Annotated in this window: 17 protein-coding genes; 4 read left to right on the forward strand and 13 right to left on the reverse strand. The window is 65.2% G+C overall.

The features are described from left to right. Positions 1–20: 20 nt before the first annotated feature. Together AB0366_RS00235 and AB0366_RS00240 are read right to left on the reverse strand one after the other, a co-directional pair. Complete coding sequence (locus tag AB0366_RS00235; protein WP_366242251.1) at positions 21–2,198, reverse strand: molybdopterin-dependent oxidoreductase; 2,178 nt, start codon at positions 2,196–2,198, stop codon at positions 21–23. A 124-nt stretch (positions 2,199–2,322) separates the two neighbouring features. Then, complete coding sequence (locus AB0366_RS00240) at positions 2,323–2,889, reverse strand: TetR-like C-terminal domain-containing protein (RefSeq protein WP_366242252.1); 567 nt, start codon at positions 2,887–2,889, stop codon at positions 2,323–2,325. 217 nt (positions 2,890–3,106) lie between these two features. Here AB0366_RS00240 and AB0366_RS00245 point away from each other — a divergent pair, with 217 nt between their 5' ends. Together AB0366_RS00245 and AB0366_RS00250 are read left to right on the forward strand one after the other, a co-directional pair. Further along, positions 3,107–3,940: an alpha/beta hydrolase gene (locus tag AB0366_RS00245; protein ID WP_366242253.1), complete on the forward strand. Its 834-nt coding sequence runs from the start codon at positions 3,107–3,109 to the stop codon at positions 3,938–3,940. Positions 3,941–3,981: 41 nt separating this feature from the next. Then, complete coding sequence (locus AB0366_RS00250; protein WP_366242254.1) at positions 3,982–4,404, forward strand: SRPBCC domain-containing protein; 423 nt, start codon at positions 3,982–3,984, stop codon at positions 4,402–4,404. A gap of 10 nt (positions 4,405–4,414) precedes the next feature. Here AB0366_RS00250 and AB0366_RS00255 read toward each other — a convergent pair whose 3' ends face one another. The 9 genes from AB0366_RS00255 to AB0366_RS00295 all read right to left on the reverse strand — a co-directional run bounded on the left by AB0366_RS00255 (position 4,415) and on the right by AB0366_RS00295 (position 15,207). Continuing rightward, the gene (locus tag AB0366_RS00255) at positions 4,415–5,095 is read right to left on the reverse strand and encodes a response regulator transcription factor (protein ID WP_306436830.1); all 681 of its coding nucleotides are present in this window, start codon (positions 5,093–5,095) and stop codon (positions 4,415–4,417) included. Further along, positions 5,092–6,462, reverse strand: a complete 1,371-nt coding sequence (locus tag AB0366_RS00260) for a histidine kinase (RefSeq protein WP_366242255.1) — start codon at positions 6,460–6,462, stop codon at positions 5,092–5,094. Before AB0366_RS00260 ends, AB0366_RS00255 begins: the two co-directional genes overlap by 4 nt. A gap of 14 nt (positions 6,463–6,476) precedes the next feature. Further along, positions 6,477–7,664, reverse strand: coding sequence for an iron-containing alcohol dehydrogenase (locus tag AB0366_RS00265; RefSeq protein ID WP_366242948.1), 1,188 nt, complete (start codon positions 7,662–7,664; stop codon positions 6,477–6,479). Positions 7,665–7,848: 184 nt separating this feature from the next. Then, positions 7,849–9,366 carry a VWA domain-containing protein gene (locus tag AB0366_RS00270; RefSeq protein ID WP_366242256.1) on the reverse strand — a complete coding sequence of 506 codons (1,518 nt, stop codon included), beginning with the start codon at positions 9,364–9,366 and terminating at the stop codon, positions 7,849–7,851. Then, positions 9,363–10,400 carry a MoxR family ATPase gene (locus tag AB0366_RS00275; RefSeq protein WP_366242257.1) on the reverse strand — a complete coding sequence of 346 codons (1,038 nt, stop codon included), beginning with the start codon at positions 10,398–10,400 and terminating at the stop codon, positions 9,363–9,365. The genes AB0366_RS00270 and AB0366_RS00275 overlap by 4 nt, the downstream gene beginning before the upstream one ends. Positions 10,401–10,483: 83 nt before the next feature. Beyond that, positions 10,484–11,755: an NDMA-dependent methanol dehydrogenase gene (mdo, locus tag AB0366_RS00280; RefSeq protein ID WP_032376592.1), complete on the reverse strand. Its 1,272-nt coding sequence runs from the start codon at positions 11,753–11,755 to the stop codon at positions 10,484–10,486. 199 nt (positions 11,756–11,954) lie between these two features. Continuing rightward, on the reverse strand, positions 11,955–13,139 hold the full coding sequence (locus AB0366_RS00285; RefSeq protein ID WP_366242258.1) for an MFS transporter: 1,185 nt from the start codon (positions 13,137–13,139) through the stop codon (positions 11,955–11,957). Between the two features lie 122 nt (positions 13,140–13,261). Then, positions 13,262–14,038, reverse strand: coding sequence for an aspartate/glutamate racemase family protein (locus tag AB0366_RS00290; RefSeq protein ID WP_366242259.1), 777 nt, complete (start codon positions 14,036–14,038; stop codon positions 13,262–13,264). Then, positions 14,035–15,207, reverse strand: coding sequence for a cystathionine gamma-synthase (locus tag AB0366_RS00295; protein ID WP_366242260.1), 1,173 nt, complete (start codon positions 15,205–15,207; stop codon positions 14,035–14,037). Before AB0366_RS00295 ends, AB0366_RS00290 begins: the two co-directional genes overlap by 4 nt. 81 nt (positions 15,208–15,288) lie before the next feature. Here AB0366_RS00295 and AB0366_RS00300 point away from each other — a divergent pair, with 81 nt between their 5' ends. Continuing rightward, complete coding sequence (locus tag AB0366_RS00300; protein WP_366242261.1) at positions 15,289–16,461, forward strand: acyl-CoA dehydrogenase family protein; 1,173 nt, start codon at positions 15,289–15,291, stop codon at positions 16,459–16,461. Here the strand turns inward: AB0366_RS00300 and AB0366_RS00305 are convergent. After that, complete coding sequence (locus AB0366_RS00305) at positions 16,385–17,335, reverse strand: haloalkane dehalogenase (RefSeq protein WP_366242262.1); 951 nt, start codon at positions 17,333–17,335, stop codon at positions 16,385–16,387. The genes AB0366_RS00300 and AB0366_RS00305 overlap by 77 nt on opposite strands. A 5-nt stretch (positions 17,336–17,340) precedes the next feature. Continuing rightward, a complete protein-coding gene (locus tag AB0366_RS00310) occupies positions 17,341–18,726 on the reverse strand; it encodes a cystathionine beta-synthase (RefSeq protein ID WP_366242263.1) in 1,386 nt (461 codons plus the stop codon). A gap of 97 nt (positions 18,727–18,823) precedes the next feature. Between AB0366_RS00310 and AB0366_RS00315 the strand changes: the two genes are divergently transcribed. Continuing rightward, positions 18,824–19,837, forward strand: coding sequence for an SGNH/GDSL hydrolase family protein (locus AB0366_RS00315; RefSeq protein ID WP_366242264.1), 1,014 nt, complete (start codon positions 18,824–18,826; stop codon positions 19,835–19,837). Positions 19,838–19,869: the final 32 nt, after the last annotated feature.

Here is a 19,869-nt window from a genome sequence, read left to right on the forward strand (position 1 = left end):
TTTCGTAGTGGTGATGATGGTCAGGCGTCGAGTGGTCGAACTTCGACGAGGGTGTCGGAGAACGTCGGGGCGTTGCCGAGGTCCGCGAACACGGTCGGGTTCAGCGAGGCCGGCGTGGACAGCGACAACATGTTCTTGCGCCACGCGCCCATCGCACAGACCGTGACACCCTCCATGACCGTCCTGTCCGGCTTGGCAACGACGGTGAACTCTCCACGATCGTTGAAGACCCGCACCACATCTCCCGACGCGATTCCCCGACGCTCGGCGTCGACAGGATTGATCAGCAACGTCGGCTCCTTCTGCACCTTGCGATGCATGTCGAGATTTCCGAAGCTCGAATTCAGGTAGGCGTGCGACTTGGGCGTCAGCAGATTGAGCGGATATTTCTGTGCCAGTTCGGGATTGGTGCGCAGCGATTCTCGGGGTGCGATGTAATGCGGCAGCGGATCCACCGGTTGACCCGGTTGGTGATCGTTCGAGCCTTGCCGGAACAGGGGCAGAACGAAGTTGCCGCCCGCCGCTGCCGAGGACAGGAACTCGGTCTTGCCGGAGGGGGTCCGAAAGTTTCCGTCGGCGTGCGGCGCGTACTCGTCGGGACCGGGCAAATTGAGCCGCTGCCACCCGAGCCGCTTGAGGGACTCGATCGAGATGCCCTCCATGGCCGGGGCATTCCAATCGTAGGCGAGGCCGATGAGTTCCTCGTCGGTTCGGGAGAACACCGGCTCGGTGAACCCCATGGCCTTGGCCAATCGCCGAAACAGTTCGGTGTTGGGGACGGCTTCACCCATCGGCTCGATCGAACGATTGTTGTAGGTGACGAACAGGTGGCCCCACGAGAAATTGATGTCGTCCTGCTCGAGCTGAGTGGTGGCAGGCAGGATGATGTCTGCGTAATCGGCTGTGTCGGTGATGAAATGGTCACTGACGACGGTGAACAGATCCTCGCGGCTGAGCCCCTCGATCATCCGCTTCTGATCGGGGCACACCACCACCGGATTCGAGTTGTAGACCATCAGGCCCTTGAGGGGCGTGTCCAGGTTCAGCCCACCGGTCAGCGCTTCCCCGAGTTGGTACAGATTGATCACGCGCGTGCCGGGAGTCTGCAGGTCCGTCTGCAGGAATTCCGGCCAGTTCACCGGAAACGCCCACAGCGGCAGCTGCAGGATCCCGCCGCCCGGCTTCCGCCACGCGCCCACCAACGACGGAAGACACGAAATTGCCCGAACACTCTGTCCGCCACCGGCACTGCGCTCGATCGCAACGCCGATACGAATCACGGACGGCTGACTCTGCGCGTATTCCCTTGCCAGCGTGTAGATGTCCTCGACCGGAATGCCCGTCTCCTCCGATGCCCACTGCGGGGTGTACTGCTGCACGCGCTCGGCCAACTCGTCGAAGCCGATGGTGTGACTCTCGATGTAATCCGTGTCCGTCAGTCCTTCGTCGATGATGACGTGCATCATCGCCAGCGCGAGTGCGCCGTCGGTGCCGGGGCGGATGGGGATGTACCAACTCGCGGCCTTCGCGGTTCTGGTCTTGACCGGATCGATCACGACGACCTTGGCACCGCGCTTCTTCGCCTCGGCGACATACGGCCAGAGGTGCAGATTGGTGCTCATGATGTTCGACGCCCAGATCAGGATGAACTTGGAATGGACGAAGCTCTCGGGATCGACGCCTGCCGTGTCGCCGACCGTCATCGCGTAGGCAGTGCACGAGCCGGCGTCGCAGTAGGTGCGCTCGGCGACCGTTGCGCCGAGTCGGTTGAAGAATGCGTCCCCGACGTTGAGCCCCTGCGTGATTCCCTGGGTGCCGAGGTAGTTGCACGGCATGATCGCTTCCGGGCCGAATTCCTCGGCGATGGCGGTGAACTTCTCCGCGATGGTGGCAACGGCCTCGTCCCACGAGATTCGCTCGAAGCGGCCGGAGCCCTTGGGTCCGGATCGTTTGAGCGGGTAGAGAACTCGATCGGGACTGTAGACCTTGTCCAGGTAGTTGTCCACCTTCACGCACAGTCCACCGTTGGTGTACGGGTTGGTCTTGCTGCCGCTGACGCTGGTCGCCACACCGTCCGCGACGGTGACCACCATCGAGCAGGAGTCCGGACAGTCCTGGCCGCAGGCTCCGAGAACCGTGAGCTCCGTCGGGCGGTCGGTGGGAGCGTCGTCTGGGCGTGTGTCTTCCTGAACGGTCATGGGTGCTCCTCGGCATGGATATCACTGGTGTGTGTTATCCGAAGCCTGCACCTCGCGGACGCTCCGAACAGGACGCGGAGCGCCGTCTACTTTGCGCTCTGCGCCCGCGCGATGGGTGCTCGCATCAATCCGACTCGGGCTCCGGGCTGGGCTTGGTGTCCGCCCATCGAGTCAGAGCGATGACGAACCCGTCGACGAGACGCTCGAAGCTTCGATCGATGTCTGCACTCATGGCAAACGCTCCTGCCGTTTCGTAGGAGACGAATCCGTGCAGGGTGGATCGGAACGCCCGGATCGCATCGATCGCATCGTCGCCTTCGAGGCGGTACGCGGTCAGGACGTCGGCGATGACACCGATGGCGGCCATCGATACCGACTCGTCCTCGCTGTCGCCCGGGGCGGGCATCAGATTCGACGCCTCGTACCTGGCCGGATGCTCGAGCGCCCAGGCGCGGTAGGCCCGAGACATGGCGGAAATGCTCTCTGCTCCCGAACGACCTACTGCCGCTCGCGCGAGCACTTCGCCGAGTTCACGCTTGGCGTTGACGGCGATGTCGCGGTGCAGGCCTGCCATCGAGTCGATGTGTTTGTACAAGGAGGGCTGCCGCACGCCGAGTCGGTCCGCCAGTGCGGCCAAGGTGAGCTTGCCGAGACCGACGTGATCGGCCATCACCGCCGCTTCCTCTGCCACGCGTGCACGCGTCAGACCTGCCCTAGGCACGAGGCATCGACCTCCCACCGTTACCGATGCAGGAATGGGTCTTCGAGATGAAAGTACTCACAGGCTATGGCTACCCCACATCGTGGCTAGCGTCAATAGCTATGCGCTGACCACCCAAGCCCCCTGAACCTGACCAATTCGAGTTTGGCTATTGCCAATAGCCAAATGGCATGCAATAGTAGCTTTCATGACTTCCTCAACACCGCATCCCATCCCGTCGACCCAGTACATCTCCCACCCGGAAGGACGGATCGCCTACGACCTTCAGGGCGATGGACCCCTTCTCGTCCTCGTTCCCGGCATGGGCGAGTTGCGCTCCTCCTACCGCTTTCTGACGCCCGCCCTCGTCGCAGCCGGATATTCGGTGGCAACCACCGATCTGCGTGGCCACGGCGACAGCGACACCACGTTCTCCTCCTACGGCGATACCGAGACTGCGGGCGATGTGCACGCGCTGATCACCCATCTCGGCGGATCGGCGGTCATCGTCGGGAACTCGCTGGCCGCGGGAGCAGCGGTGATCGTGGCCGCCGATCATCCCCACCAGGTCGACGGGTTGGTGCTGGTCGGACCGTACGTTCGCAACCCACCCTCGAATGTGTTCACGCGGGCCATGTTTCACACGATGATGGCCCCGCTGTGGGTTGCCGTGATGTGGAAGTCCTACATGCCCACCCTGTACGCGGGACGCAAGCCCGACGACTTCGACGACTACCGCACCGCCGTCGTGACCAGCCTGAAACGCAAGCCGTACGGCAAGGCGTTCTCGGAAACGACACGACAGACCGATCACGCGGTTGCCAAGGCCCGACTCGGTGAGGTTGCCGCGCCCGTCGTGGTGATCATGGGAGAACTCGACCCGGACTTCAAGGATCCCGCGGCCGAGGCCCACTGGATCGCCGACACGCTCCATGGCGAGGCCGTCATGGTCGCCGAAGCCGGCCACTACCCGCAGGCGCAGCAACCCGATGTGACCGCCCACGCCGTGCTCGAATTTCTCACCGCCGTACACAGCGCCTGACTCCCACCCGAACCTTCACGAACGGACACATCATGGGCATCGTGCTCACTTCCACCATCGACATTGCCGCCACCCCCGAGCAAGTCTGGGACGTGCTCTCCGACTTCGATTCCTACGGCCAGTGGAGCAACTTCTCCCGCGTGAGCGGAACAGCGACGAAGGGCACCAGGCTCTCCATTCGCATGCCTGGCATGTCCTTTCGGCCGTTCGTGACCGCGGCCGTTCCGAATCAGGAGCTCGAGTGGTCGGCGAAGATCGCCTCCGAACGCTTCTTCGTCGGTCGTCACACCTTCACCCTGATCCCGAACGAGGACGGAACCACCCGACTGAACAACGTCGAAACCTTCTCCGGTGTCTCCGTTCGGCCGTTCCGACGACTGTTCACCAGCAAAGAGGACGACGGCTATGCCTCGTTCAATCGAGCACTGAAGCAGCGGGTCGAGACGCGACCGGCCTCGGCATGAGTCCGTCGTTCTAGATGAGCCCCTGCTTGCTCGCCGCGTACACGGCCTCGGCTCGTCTGGACACCGCCAGCTTGCGCATGATGTTGCTGACGTGGAACTTGACGGTCGTCGCCGAAATGAACAGTCTCGTTCCGATCATGTTGTTGGACAATCCCGTTGCCAGTAGCCGAAGCACTTCGAGTTCGCGCTCGGTGAGGCGCTCGATGCTGCTCGGTGTGCCGTTGAGAGAGCGAACGACGGCCGAGGCACTCCGCGAGTCGAAGGCGCTCTCGCCTCGTGAGACTGCGCGGATCGCGCGCACCAGCTCGGTGGTGTCGACGTCCTTGACCACGTATCCCCGCGCTCCCGCATGCACCGCCTCCACCACGAGCCGGTCGTCGAGGAAGGTCGTGAGCACCAGAAGACCGATTCCGTTGTGTGCCTTGGCCAATTGCGCACACAAGGCAAGGCCCTCGTAGTCCGAGCTGGCCGAGAGCTTGAGGTCCATCAGCACGATGTCGGGCTCCACCCGCGCGACGACGGCCAATCCCTCCTCCCGTGTCGACGCTTCCCCCACGATCGTCAGGTCCGACTCGCGTTCGAGCACCGACCGTAGCCCGTCGCGCAGAATCGCATGATCGTCGACCAGCACGATGCGGACCGTGGGTGCGGCCACCTGACCTTGGCCCTCGCGGATCGTCGGTACGCTCACGGGGTGTCGCCCTTCTCCGAAGTACTGCCGAGGGGATTGCTGCCGAGCGGGATTCGCACGGTCACTCGCACTCCCCCGGTACGGGCACGTCTGATCTCGAAGACGCCTCCGTGCTCGCGGGTACGGGCCGCCATGTTCGCCAACCCTCGATGCCGACCGTCGACGTCGGTGGACTCGGACAGATGCAGCATCATCCGCAGATGGGCCGGATCGCCGTCGCCGTCGTCGGCTATCGACAACTGCACCTGATCGGGCGAGTAGGTCAGTCTCAGAATTGCCCGCGACGCGTGGGCATGCACCGCGGTGTTGAACAGCGCCTCACCGGCGATGCGCAGGAGGGCGTGCTCGCATTCGCTGCTCAGCTCGACCGGAGTTCCCTCCACTCGCAACGACACCTGCAACTCGTCGGGCATGTGTACCACCGAGAGTTGCTCGAGCATCTCGGGCAGAGACGTTCGATCGGCATCCTGCGGATGGTTGAGCGCATAGATCGCAGACCGCAGTTGTTCGACGGCTCGACGCGTCAACTCCTTGGCCAGATCGAGCCGTTCACCGCGCTCCTCGGCCGGGATGTCGCTGCGGCACACCTCTATCTGCATCCCCGCGGACAGCACGGCCTGCGTCACGCTGTCGTGCAGTTCGCGGGCGATGCGATGCCGTTCGTCGTCGAGCACCTGATGCCGATGCGCGGCACCCAGCTGCCGCTGAGTCACTTCGAGTTCGGCGTTGCGGGCCGCCAGATCCGCTGCTGTGCGGTGGGCCTGCGCATACGCGTTCTCGGTGCGTTCGAGCAACTGTCGCCGGCTCTGGAACAGAGCCGAATTCTGCAGCGCCACAGCCGTTTGACTCGCCAGAATGCTCAACACGGCCGCGTCGGTGGCGTCGAGCACCCGTTGATCGCCGGTCCACGCCGCGAACGCGCCGACGACGCCACCGTCGAACGCGATCGGCACGAATGCGTGATGGGCCGAGATGACCGGGGTCTGCCCGTCACCGCAGGTGGACGTCCGAATCGACTCGAGGCAGTCGATGACGTCGTCCGGCAGCGGCGGACCCTCGACATTGTCGACCAGAAACGGCGTCGCGTCCGGTCCGAGCACCAGCCGCCGGGGACCGGCATCCGGGAGGGCACCGTCGGCGAGCGCGAACACGACCCACTGCGCGCTCAGATGGGCACGCGCTGCTTCCGCGACCGCGCACACCAGCGTCTCGGGGCCGTCGACCGTCCGCACCAGCGCCCGTGAAATCAGCTCCAGCGCATAGACGACGCGTTCGAGCCGTTCGGCCGCACCGCGATACTGGGGATAGAACGTGTTCTTGCCCGAGCGCAGTCCCGTCAACAGCGACAGGTCGGGTCCCGATGTCACATCAGGTCCCGACGTCACAGCGCACTCCGGAACAGTTCGACCATCTCGCGGTGCGTCGCGGAGCGCGGATTGGTGGACATGCAGGCATCGTGTAAAGCGTTGGTGGCCAACACATCGAGATCCGACTCACTGACGCCGATCTGAGCGAGGCCCGAAGGGACACCGACCTGTCGCGCGAGTCGGTCGACGCGGTCGGCCACGGCCATCGCGGCCTCTTCCGGACTCGCGCTACCCTCGGGCAGTCCGAGGCTCGTCGCGATGGCCACGTACGGCAACGGATCCTCGGCTGCATTGAAGCGAATGACGTGGGGCAGGAGCACCCCGTTGATCACGCCGTGCGGCAGGTCGAGCAACCCGCCCACCTGGTGGCTCATCGCATGCGTTGCACCGAGGATCGCGTTGGTGAAGGCCAGTCCCGCTTCGAGACTCGCCTGGGCCATCGATCCGCGCGCAACCATGTCGGCGGGTTCGTCGATGGTCCGCGCCAGCTGCGACATCACCATGGTGATGGCCCGAAGGGCATGGTGGTCGGTGAGCTGATTGTGCCCGAGCGAGACGAACGCCTCGATTCCGTGCGTCAGGGCGTCCAAACCCGTTGCTGCATTGAGCCATTCGGGCATCGTGGTGAGCAGACGTGGGTCGATCACGGTGATGTCGGGGACCAGAGCCCGGCCGAGAATGGTGATCTTCGTCGAGCGCGCCGTGTCGGTGACGATGCAGAACTGGGAGACGTCGGCACCGGTGCCGGAGGTCGTCGGCACCATGACCAGGGGAGGAATCGGACGCGTGGCCTGGTCGACGCCCTCGTAGTCGAGGATTCTGCCGCCGTTGCCGGCCAGGATCGCAATGCCTTTGGCTGCATCCATCACCGATCCCCCGCCGATGGCCACCAGCACATCGCAGCCCGACGCGGTGTAGACGGCATATCCGGCTTCGATCTCGACGTCCTTGGGGTTGGGCGTCAGTTCGCTCCACACCTGGGGAAACAGGCCCTGTGCGGTGAGCAGATCGATCAACTGACCCGCCCAACCGCTGTCGATCAGACCGGCATCGGTGACCACCAGCGGACGCACTCCGCCCAACCGAAGCGTCGCGTGCGCCACTTCACCCAACGAATCCTGACCGAACACGATCTCCGGGGCATGGAACTTGAGCACGCGGGGTGCCTCCGCGCGGCCGCGTCGGTCGTCGAGGTCGTGCAGCGCCTTGCCTACGTTCGCAGTAGCGGCCTGGTCCACGGTTCACACCCTCGCTGTCCATCGGCCCGAGACATCCGGGCATGTGATTCAGGTTACAACCCTACGAGGGGGGTTCGTCGAATCCCACCAGCACCGGGCCAGGTTCCGACCTACCCGATCGGGTAGGTGGTGGGCGCTGACGGTCAGGTCACGACAGCGCATGCCCCAGTTCGGCTGCCTGCGCCGTCAGCTGTTCCCCGTCCCTCGCCACCACAACCCGGTCACAGATCTGCTCGTAGTCCTCCATCGAACATGCGGCCTGCGCCCAGTAGCGGCGCGCTTCCGGGGTGATCCACGCGATGCGATGCACCTTGTTTCGAATCTTCTCCAGCGCGTCGAGCCCCGACGGGCGGCCGTTGCACCGGCCGTCGCCGACGATGATCACCGCGGTGCGCTTGTTCAGCACCTCGGCGTGCGAGTCGAGCAGATCGGCGAACGTGGTGCCGTAATCGCTACTGGCTTCGAGGTCCAGACGCGCATCCGCGAGCACCGCCGCCAGCGCGCCGTCCCCGGTACTGCCGAGCAGGGTGGTCGTCACGTCCACCGGTGCATCGACGAACCCCATCACCGTGCATCGATGTGCACGCGCATGCATGGCCTGGGCGAGCCTCAAGGTGAACGCGGTGATGGGCCGTACCGACAGTGAGACGTCGGCAAGCACGAGGAGTCGGACCTTGTCCGGTACCGGTGTCTTCGTCACCAGACGAAACGGAATTCCGTCGGTCCGCAGACTCGATCGCACGGTGCGCCGCATGTCCAACGGCCCTCGCGAGTGCTCGCGCGGCCGCGGTCGCGGGGTGCCGCGCATGTGCCGCAGCACTTCGTGACTCGCGCGCTCGATCTCGGCGTGTCGGTCCATCGCCTGCGCCGCACCGTCGATCGGTACCGGTGAGGACATCGTGCCGGTCAGCTCACCCAGCGCCGCGACGAAAGCCTCGACGGCATCGGTGATCCGGTCCAGCATCGCGGCACTGAGCGGACCGGAATCACCGCCGTCGCCGTAGACGCCACTCGGATCGTAGGCGTCGAACCACGCCAGGATGCTCGCCGGATCCTCCCAGTTCAGTTGTCCTGCAACCGCTCCGCTGGTGCTCGACGCCAACTCCCCTGCCGCCGTCGATCCGGACCGCTCCAGGTCGACGGTGTAGGTGACTCCGCGACGACCCATGTCGCCGTCGGTGTCGATCGACAGATCGTGATCCTCGGAGGACAGGCTGATGTCGTCGTCGTCCTTGTGCGGGTTGAAGCCCTTGTCGGCCTCGGGCGCATCCAGCAGATCCCCGATCTCGACGGCACGCTCGTTGTACTCGGCGTACTTGGCGGCCTCCTGGTCCGCTCCCACATCGAGGTCCGTCGGAAGTCCACCCGCCACCTGTGCACCCAACGGCGATCGATGCTCGTCCGCGGCACTGTCGATGGGGGCCTCGAACATCGACTCGAAGGCGAGATCGAAACCGTGCTGTTCGTGGTCGTACTTGGCGCACGTCGCGCGCAGAGCCGCACGCAGGATCGTGAGGTCACGGCCCCCGAGGAGACCGAGGACGCGTCGTACCTCGATGACCTCGGCCGGCGACGCCGCTACTCCGAAGCGCCGCAGCGTTCGGCCGAAGACAGCCGCCAACACATCCAGCACCACCGATGCCGAGAACGGCCGGTGCCCGGTCATCGTCGTATTCCGATGCCGCCCTTGTCGCGCCCACCGTGTCCTCGAAAGGCCGTCGCCGTCGTGTTGGCCACCGTGCCGAGTGATGTTGCTGCAGAGGATGTTTCTGCTACCGGTCCGGCCATGGCGATCTTCATGTCCGACGAGTACTTGACCAGCGCGGCGAGCAGATACTTGCGGGTCTCGTCGGTGTGTCCGAGGACCGACGCGATGCGGGCAGCGTCGATCACCTCCGAGATGGACGGGCTCTTGCGCAGCGGTAGCTCACGCAATTCCGTTGCCAGTGCGACGATGTCGGCCGCGATGTGTGCGGGCACCTCAGGAGCACGCGCGGTGACGATCTCGCGTTCGCGCGCGGCCGTCGGATAGTCGAGGTGGAAGTGCAGGCAGCGACGCTTGAGCGCCGAGGACAGCTCGCGAGTGTCGTTGGAGGTCAATATCACCCACGGATCGCTGCGCGCGGTGAACGTGCCGACCTCGGGGATCGTCACCTGCTTCTCCGCGAGTACCTCGAGCAGCAACGCCTCCATCGATTCCTCGGTGCGATCGACCTCGTCGACCAGGAGCACCACCGGCTCCTCCGAGAGCACCGATTCCAGCAGGGGGCGGACGGCGAGGAAAGGCTCGGAGTAGAGGCCGAAGTCCTTGGCAGCGAGCATCTTCGACGCGTCGTCGATGTCGGTGACGTGCTGAGTGAGCGCGCCGATGTGCTCGCGCAGCATCTGCACGTGCAGCAGCTGCTTGGCGTAGTCCCACTCGTAGAGGGCTCGGTTGTCGTCGAGACCCTCGTAGCACTGCAGCCGAACCAGCTTGCGGCCGCTCGCCGCGGCGAGGGACTTGGCCAGCTCGGTTTTGCCCACGCCCGCAGGGCCTTCGAGCAGGAGCGGACGGTCGAGTGCTGTCGCCAGATGCACCACGGTGGCGAGGTCGTCGTCGGCGATGTAGTCCTGCTCGCCGAGCGCGCGCTGCAGATCCGCGGCGTCGGTGAATCGAACGGTGCCGGTGTCGTCGTTGCGCACTGTCGACAGCGAGGTCATGTGTTTCCCTTCGGAAGGCGGCTGCGCCGCATGTGAGCGGAACTTCGTACCCTGCTACGAAGTTCCGCTCACATGGGTGGCGGTTAGTACGACTCGTTGATCGCGTGAGAAACGACGGGAATCATCGACTCCACGGTGACCTCACGGGGGTTGCCCGGGGTGCACCAGTCCTCCTGGATGTGCTCGGAGATCTTCAGAACCGACTTCTCGTCGCCCTTGATCACGTCGCCCTTGCCCGCGTACTTGCCGGTGTTCATCCGGTTCTTGTCGTACGTCGCCGAACGGATGGAGCCGAAGTTGTCGGGAATTCCGACATCCTTGGCGAGCCGGATGGCGGCTTCGACGGCAGCATCGGCCGCCTGCACGGTGGTCATGTTCTTCGTGTCGACGCCCATGGCCACGGCGATCTCGGCGTAGCGCTCGTAGCGCGAGGGCAGGTTGTACTCCCACACGCGCGGCAGAGCGATGGCGTTGTTGAGGCCGTGAGCGCTGTCGTAGAACGCGCTGATCGCGTGCGAGATCGAGTGGATGACGCCGAGTCCGCCGGAGTTGAAGGCCTGCGTGGCGATGTACTGGGCGTTCATCATGCCCTCGCGAGCCTTCAGGTTGCCCGGGTCGTACACGGCCTCACGAAGATGCTTGGAGACCAGCCCGATCGAGTAGATCGCATTGCCCAGCGACGGCGCGAAGTCCAGACGCGAGACGTACGGCTCGGCACCGTGTGCGAGGACGTCGAAGCCACAGAACGCGGTCCACTGCTGGGGGCAGGTGTAGTAGAGCAGCGGATCGTCCAGTGCCAGAGTCGGTGTCGACGCCTCGTCGAAGGCGAGCCACTTGTGCGGCTTCTCCATGTCCGAGGTGTCGGTGATCACGTAGGCCCAGGATGTCTCCGAACCCGTTCCGGCAGTGGTCGATACGGCGATGTGCGGCGGGTTCTGCTTGTTGGTGGACTTGGAGAAGCCCTCGAACTCGTTGATGTTGCGGCCGTCGTGTGCAACGACGACGCGGATACCCTTGGCCGCGTCGTGGCTCGAGCCACCACCGACGGAGATGACGCTGTCGCACTTCTCCTTCTGGTACAGCGCGGCACCGTCCATGACGTTGTAGTCCTTGGGATTGGACTCGACCTTGTCGTAGAGGACCACCTCGACGCCCTGGTACTCGATCTTGCCGATCAGTTCCTCGATGATTCCGGACCCGCGCAGACCCGTCGTGACGAGCAACGACCGCTTGAACCCGAGTTCCTTGGCCTCGACGCCGATCATGTCGTGTGCGCCGACTCCGAGCTTGGCGCGCGGCAGCGGGTGAAACTCCTTGATGGGGAATTCCCAGATCTGATTGAGCTCGATAACCATCGGTGTCTCCTCGGTGAGTGTGAGTGACAAGACGCCTTCCACTGTGATCGGCGTCTCACTGATGACCACACTCCACTGCCAGGCACCGGGTTGGGAACACCTCGAGGCGGGAACCCTGCCAACGACCCGACCGAACTACCCGATCGGGTAGGAGTACTCGCTCACCCTCGGCAGAGGAAGACTCACAGACTCTGCCGCACTACCGATCTCGCCGCTGCGCCAGCGAGAATCCGAGAACCGAGAGCAACGCCATCGCGATGACGAACGCGCCGTACACCTCCACCGTCGTGCTCAGCCCCAGCCGGTGCACCGACAATCCGGCGACCACGGCGGGCACGCTGAAGGCGAGGTAGCTGATGACGAACGTCGTGGCGAACACCCCGCCGCGCTGTGCGGCGGGTACCAGGGCACCGAGGGTGCGCATCGCACCGAGAAATGTTGCTCCCCAGCCCGATCCGGCGATGACGGCCCCGACGAAGTACATCGCTACCGACTCGATCTGCACCGACACCAGGGTCAGCGCGACGCCTGCCGCCAACACCGTCGCGCCGGTCATCATCACCGTACGAGGGAACCCGTTGCGCACCACCGCAGCTGCCACTGCGCCCGAGGCGAACAGTGCGAAGATTTCCAGCCCGCCGACGATGTGGTTGTCGATACCGAAGACGCCGCCGACGATCGAGGGCCCGAGCGAGAGGTGGAAGCCACCGAGAGACCAGGTAGCGAACAGAGCGGGGGCGATGAGAAGGAAAGGTGCCCGCACCGACTTCGGGATCGACATTCTCGGCAGCAGGGTCGACGCGAGGTGGCGGCGGGAATCGAAGCCGCGCAATACCGAGGTCTCTGGGACGAACAGCAGCGCGACGGCCAGGGTCAGGGCCGCGACGATCAGCAGTACGAAAACCAGTATTTCGGGCGCGGGGGCCAGCTGGACCAGCAGCCCGGCACCGAGCGCACCACCTGCCAGACCGAGGGAGGGGGCGACACTGTTGAGCAACGGCCCGGTGGAGGTGTTGGGCTGCAGATCGATGACGGCCGCGCTCATCGCTCCCGTGGCCGCGCCTGCGGCGATTCCCTGCACGACGCGTGCCGCTATGAGAAGCGGAACGCTGTCGGCGACGATGAACAGCACCAGGCTCACGACGAGCAACAGCAGCGATGTGATGAGAATCGGCTTGCGGCCGATGTGGTCCGACAGGCTTCCGACCGTGAGCAGTGTCGCCAGCAGCGCCACCGCGTAGACGGCGAAGATGACGGTGAGCGTGATCGCGCTGAATCCCCACGACTGCTGGTACACCGGGTACAGCGGAGACGGTGCCGCCGAGGACGCCATCAGGACGATGAAGGCGACGCCGACAACCCAGAACGCATATCGATGCGGCATGCGCACCGCCGTCCGCCCCGTTGGACTCCGAGTGTCCACGCCGACCATGTGTTTCCCTTCACCGCAGTAACCGTTAGCTCAGTGAAAGACAACGTTCGGGAGCGTCCCGCATTCCCCGACGGTCAGTATTGCTCTGCTCGTGCGTCGCCCCGCAGCAGCTTTGCTTCGCGGTACCGCTGCGCACTCGCAGGCAACCCGCCCTCGATTCCGCTCAACCACACCGACACACGGCCGGTGCCCGAATCGCTCGAACCGACTTCGTCGACGCGTCGCACCGTCTGGTTGGCAACCGCCTCGGCGCTGTCGAACATCGTCACCTCGGTGGGCAACTGCGCCACGATCTCGTCGAGCACCAGCGGGTAGTGCGTGCAACCCAGCACGATCGACTCGACGTCGGCGGGGGTGGCTGCCACGGCCGCGGCAATGGCGGCACCGATCCCCCGCGCGTCACCGCGATCGATCGAATCCGCCAGACCGTGGCACGCCACGCTCGTCACCGTCCGGTGCGACGCGAACTGCTCGATCAAACGTCCCTGATAGGCGCTCGCGGTTGTGGCCGCCGTCGCCCAGATAGCGATCCGATCGCTCACCGCGGCAGCGGGTTTGATCGCCGGAACGGTACCGACCACCGGAATCGTGTCACCGAGCGCGGCCCGAACGTGACTCAGCGCCGTCACACTGGCGGTGTTGCACGGAAGCACCACCACCTCGGCACCGAGTTCGACGGCGTGCTGCGCTGTGCCGACCACCCGGTCGACGACCCACCCGTCCGGCTTGGGTCCCCACGGAGCGTTGTCGGGGTCCATCATCAGCACCAGATCTAGCTCGGGGCGCGCGTGTCTCAGCCGCGCAGCCGTCGGGAGCATCCCCAGGCCCGAGTCGATCAGTGCGACGATCATGCCAGCGCTTGCTCCACGTCACCGACCAGATCGGCACCGTCCTCGATGCCGACCGACAGCCGCACCAAGTCGTCGGGCACCTCGAGCAACGAACCGGCCGTCGAGGCATGCGTCATCGCGCCGGGGTGTTCGATCAACGATTCGACGCCGCCGAGCGACTCGGCGAGGGTGAAGATCTCGGTCTTCGCGCAGAAGTCCAGCGCCGCCTGCTTGCCGCCGGCCAGACGCACCGACACCATGCCGCCGAAGCGTCGCATCTGCCTCGCGGCGACCGCGTGGGACGGGTGGGATTCGAGCCCCGGGTAGATGACCTGCGAGATGGCCGGATGCCCGTCGAGGAATTCGACGATCTTCTCGGCGTTGTCGCTGTGTCGCTCCATCCGCAGCGCAAGAGTCTTGATGCCGCGCAGGGTCAGGAACGCGTCGAACGGTCCGGGAACCCCGCCCGCGCCGTTCTGCAGGAACGCGAAGGCCGTGTCCAGTTCCTCGCTGTCGGTCACCAGTGCGCCGCCGACCACATCGGAGTGACCACCGATGTATTTGGTGGTCGAGTGCAGCACCACGTCGGCACCGAGACTCAGAGGCTGCTGGAGGTACGGGGACGCGAAGGTGTTGTCGACGACGAGCTTGGCCCCGCCCTCGTGCGCGACGCCCGAGAGCGCCTCGATGTCACCGACGTTGAGTAGCGGGTTGGTGGGCGTCTCGACCCAGACGAGCTTGGTGTTCGGACGCATCGCCGCGCGGACCTCGTCGACGTCCGACACTGCGGCCACCGAGTACTCGATGCCCCACTGGGTGAAGACCTTGTCGATCAATCGGTACGTGCCGCCGTAGGCGTCGTTGGGGATGACGAGGTGATCGCCGGGACGCAGCGCCGAGCGCAGCAGGCAGTCCGTCGCCGCCATGCCCGAGGAGAACGCGCGACCATAGGTGCCGGATTCGATGGCCGCGAGATTGGCTTCGAGCGGCCGACGCGTCGGGTTGCCGGTGCGCGCGTACTCGAATCCGCTGCGCATGCCGCCGACGCCGTCCTGCGCGAAGGTGGAGCTGGCGTAGATCGGCACGTTCACCGCGCCGGTCTGCGGATCGGGCTCGTACCCGGCATGCACTGCCTTGGTGGAAAAGCCCTGCCAGGAAGTGTTGTCTGCCTTGCTGCGCTGCTCACTCATGGCCTCCACACTAATCGGCCTGCGTGGCCGCGCGGGGTCGTGGGTAACCTGCGAAGACAACCCCCAGCGGAAAGAGGCACCGTGGCCAACTCCCAGAGCGTCGACGAACTGTTCGCGATCGATTCACTTCTCGACGACGAGGAGCGCCAGATCCGGGACACCGTCCGCAAGTTCGGCAACGAGCGCATCCGTCCGCACATCGCCGACTGGTTCGACGAGGGCACCGTGCCGGCGCGTGAACTGGCCAAGGAACTGGGCTCGCTCGGCCTGTTGGGCATGCACCTCGAGGGATACGGCTGCGCCGGAACGTCCGCGACGGCGTACGGCCTGGCCTGCCTCGAGCTCGAAGCGATCGACTCCGGCATCCGATCGCTGGTGTCGGTGCAGGGCTCGCTGGCGATGTTCGCCATCTGGAAGTACGGCTCCGAGGAGCAGAAGCAGCAGTGGCTTCCGGGCATGGCCGAGGGATCGCTGATCGGCTGCTTCGGGCTCACCGAGGCCGACTTCGGATCGAACCCGGGCGGCATGCTCACCCGCGCCAAGCGCGACGGTGACGACTGGATCCTCAACGGCAGCAAGATGTGGATCACCAACGGACCCGTCGCCGATGTCGCCGTCGTGTGGGCCCAGACCGAGGACAAGATCCGCGGATTCGTCGTTCCCACCGATACACCGGGATTCACCGCCAACACGGTCAAGAAGAAGTTGTCGCTGCGTGCGTCGATCACCGGCGAATTGGTGTTCGACGACGTCCGACTCCCCGCAGACGCGATGCTGCCCGAGGCCCGCGGTCTGAGCGGACCGTTGAGTTGCCTCAACGAGGCGCGCTTCGGCATCGTCTTCGGCGCGATGGGCGCGGCGCGGGATTGCATCGAATCGGCGATCGAGTACTCGCAGACTCGCGCGGTGTTCGACAAGCCACTTGCCGGATACCAGCTCACCCAGGCCAAGCTCGCCAACATGGCCCTCGAACTCGGCAAGGGTCAGCTGCTCGCCCTGCACCTGGGCCGACTCAAGGACAAAGGCGAACTGCCGGGCGAGCGAGTGTCACTCGGCAAGCTCAACAACGTGCGCGAGGCCATCAAAATTGCTCGTGAATGCCGAACGATATTGGGGGCCAACGGAATCACGCTGGAATACCCGGTGCTCCGACACGCCAACAACCTCGAATCCGTCCTCACCTACGAGGGCACATCCGAGGTCCATCAACTCGTGATCGGGCAGGCTCTGACGGGCTCCAGCGCGGTGCGGTAGAGCGGCCGGCGCCCAGCCAGCCCAGGAGGGCGTCGGCTGTTGCAGCGGGTTGATCCTCGGGAAGAAAGTGCGTGCCTCTGCCCACGTCGACGATCGTCATCGCGCGTCCATGGTTTCGGCACCACTCGACTTCGGTGCGGCCGACAACCGCACCAGGAGTGCCGTGCATGAGCAAGGTCGGCATCGTTGCATCCACGAACACCTGTTGGTTGCTCGTCACGATCGAGACGACATCCGACGGCTCCCCTGCGATCGGAATTTCACGGGCCCACTGCAGCATCGGTGTGCGCGAGGCCGGATCCGTGAATGGCCGACGGTAGGCATCCATCTCGTCGGGACTCAGTGACCGAAGGATTCCCGATGGCAGCACTGCCTCGATCATGACGTTGTCCTCGAACACCATTCGCTCACCCACACCGACAGTTCGCAACGCCGAGAACAGTTCTCTTGCGCCGTCGTCCATGTCGTCCCAGTTATCGATGGGATGAATATGACCCTCCATCACCGCTACGCCGCGCACCCTGCCCGGATCCGAGCGGGCGAGAGCGAGAGCAATGACAGCGCCCCAGTCGTGGCCGACGAGAGTGACGTCGGACAGACCGAGTTCGTCGATGAATTCACCGACGTGGGCGATGTGGTCGACCAGACGGTAGCCCGAGGACGACGCGCCTGAGCGACCCATCCCGACGAGATCGACGGCAATACAGCGATAGCCGGCAGGTGCGACGATATCGATCACATTGCGCCAGAGATACGACGATGTCGGGTTGCCGTGCAGAAACAGCACTTCCGGACCGTCTCCGGACTCGACGTAATGCAGCGGGTTACGCCCACGTGCGCGTTTTGCGTCCTTCTGAGTACGCAAAACGCGCACGAGGCCTAGGCACCCTTGCTGAGGAATCCGAGCAGATCGTGGCGCGTGATGACGCCGACGGGCTTGCCTTCTTCGACGACCATCAGCGCATCGGATTCGCCGAGTGCCTTGGTGGCGTCGGAGACGGTTTCGCCTGCGCCGATCAGCGGGAACGGCGAACTCATGTGCTTGGCGACCGGGTCTGCCAACGCGGCGCGACCCTCGAACACGGCACTGAGCAGATCACGCTCGGTGACACTGCCGGCCACCTCGCCTGCCATGACGGGCGGCTCGGCACCGACGACGGGCATCTGCGAGACGCCGTACTCGCGCAGGATCTCGATGGCGTCGCGCACGGTTTCCGACGGGTGGGTGTGCACCAGATCCGGGAGCGCGCCGGACTTTCCGCGCAGCACTGCGCCGACGGAGGTCTCCTTGGTTTTGCCGTCCAACCTGGACCGCAGGAATCCGTACGACGACATCCACGAGTCGTTGAAGATCTTCGCCAGGTAGCCGCGTCCGCCGTCGGGCAGCAGAACGACGACCAGTGCGTCGGGACCTTCACGCTCGGCGACCTGGATTGCGCCGACGGCAGCCATGCCGCACGAGCCGCCGACCAGCAGGCCTTCTTCCCGTGCGAGGCGACGGGTCATATCGAACGAATCGGCGTCGGAGACGGCGATGATCTCGTCCGGGATGGACGGGTCGTACGCGGTCGGCCAGAAGTCCTCGCCGACGCCCTCGACGAGGTACGGGCGTCCCGTACCACCGGAATACACCGACCCCTCGGGGTCGACGCCGATGACCTTGACCTTGCCGCCGGAGACCTCCTTGAGGTACTTGCCGGTGCCGGAGATGGTGCCACCGGTGCCGACGCCTGCGACGAAGTGAGTGATCTTTCCGTCGGTGTCGGCCCAGATCTCGGGACCGGTGCTCTCGTAGTGGCTGGCCGGGCCTGCGGGGTTGGCGTACTGATTGGGCTTCCAGGCTCCGTCGATCTCGCGGACGAGCCGATCGGAGACGCTGTAGTAGCTGTTGGGGTCCTCCGGTGCGACGGCCGTCGGGCAGACGACGACCTCGGCTCCGTAGGCGCGCAGCACGTTGCGCTTGTCCTCGCCGACCTTGTCGGGGCACACGAACACGCACTTGTAGCCGCGCTGCTGAGCTACCAGTGCGAGACCGACACCGGTGTTGCCGGACGTGGGCTCGACGATGGTGCCGCCGGGCTTCAGTTCGCCGGCTGCCTCGGCCGCGTCGATCATCTTGACCGCGATGCGGTCCTTCGACGAACCACCCGGGTTGAGGTACTCGATCTTGGCCGCGACTGTGCCTGCACCGTCGCCGACGACGGTGGACAACTTCACCAACGGGGTGTTGCCGATGAGTTCGGTGATGTGCTGTGCGATGCGCATTGCACCATCTTCCCAGATGCGGGTATTCGACTCTCGGTCACGGCCGTCGACACCCCGCATACGATGGTGTCGACGGCGCGACGAGAGGGATCGATCTGTGACGGCGAGCGGATGGCGTACCGCTGCGAAAGCGAGCGCCGCGACGGTTCTCGCAGGCTCCGGAGCAGGGACTGCGTCCTGGGCCGCGTACCGACATCTGATGGCGCAGGCCGCTGCGGCTCGTGGTGTCATCGGGCGCACCACCGCCAAACCACCGGAGGCCGACGGCGTCTACACGGCGGGATGCGCGGCCCCGGAACGGTGGCGGATGGGAAATTCAGCAGATATTCATCTGATGATCTTCGGCGACTCCACTGCAGCGGGCGTGGGCTGCATCGTCGCCGACGAAGTTCCCGGCGTGCTGCTCGCCCGCGGCCTGGCCGAGGAAACCGGGCAACGAATTCGATTGAGCACCAAAGCAATTGCCGGTGCCACCTCGAAGGGACTCGAAGGCCAGGTCGACGCGATGTTCGTCGCGGGCCCGCCCCCGGACGCGGCGGTCATCTTCGTCGGCGCGAACGACGTCACCAAGAAGTTCTCCATTGCGGCGTCCGCGGCCCGGTTGGGCGACGCGGTCGAACGATTGACGGCAAAGGGCTGCGTCGTCGCGGTGGGTACGTGCCCCGATCTCGGTGTCGTGACGGCCATTCCGCAGCCGCTGCGCACCGTCGTCCGCAATTGGGGTCGACGTCTTGCGCACGCGCAGACGGCCCGCACGCTGAGCGCAGGCGGGCATCCGGTGGCACTGGCGGATCTGCTCTCGCCCGAGTTTCTCGCGGCACCCGACACCATGTTCTCCGCGGACCGCTTCCACCCGTCGGCCGCCGGCTACGAGCTCGCGGCGCAGCAGATTCTGCCGGTGCTCGCATCGGCGTTGGGGGTGTGGCACGGCGGCCCGCTGCCCGAGCTGCCGACCGTGTCCGCTGCCGCCGAATCACGCAAGGCCATTCCCCGCGCCACGGCCGCACTCGATCGTTTCCTGCGTCGCAGAACGGCAGAGCTCGATGCCGAGATCGTCACTGCGTCGGAGGATCTCGTACGTCGTGGCGGCGGCGGTCGGGCGGGGTTGTAAGTTCGGTCAGGAGACATCGCCTACTCGGCGGT

The sequence above is a fragment of the Rhodococcus sp. NPDC076796 genome, from assembly GCF_040702765.1.
GTDB lineage: Bacteria > Actinomycetota > Actinomycetes > Mycobacteriales > Mycobacteriaceae > Rhodococcoides.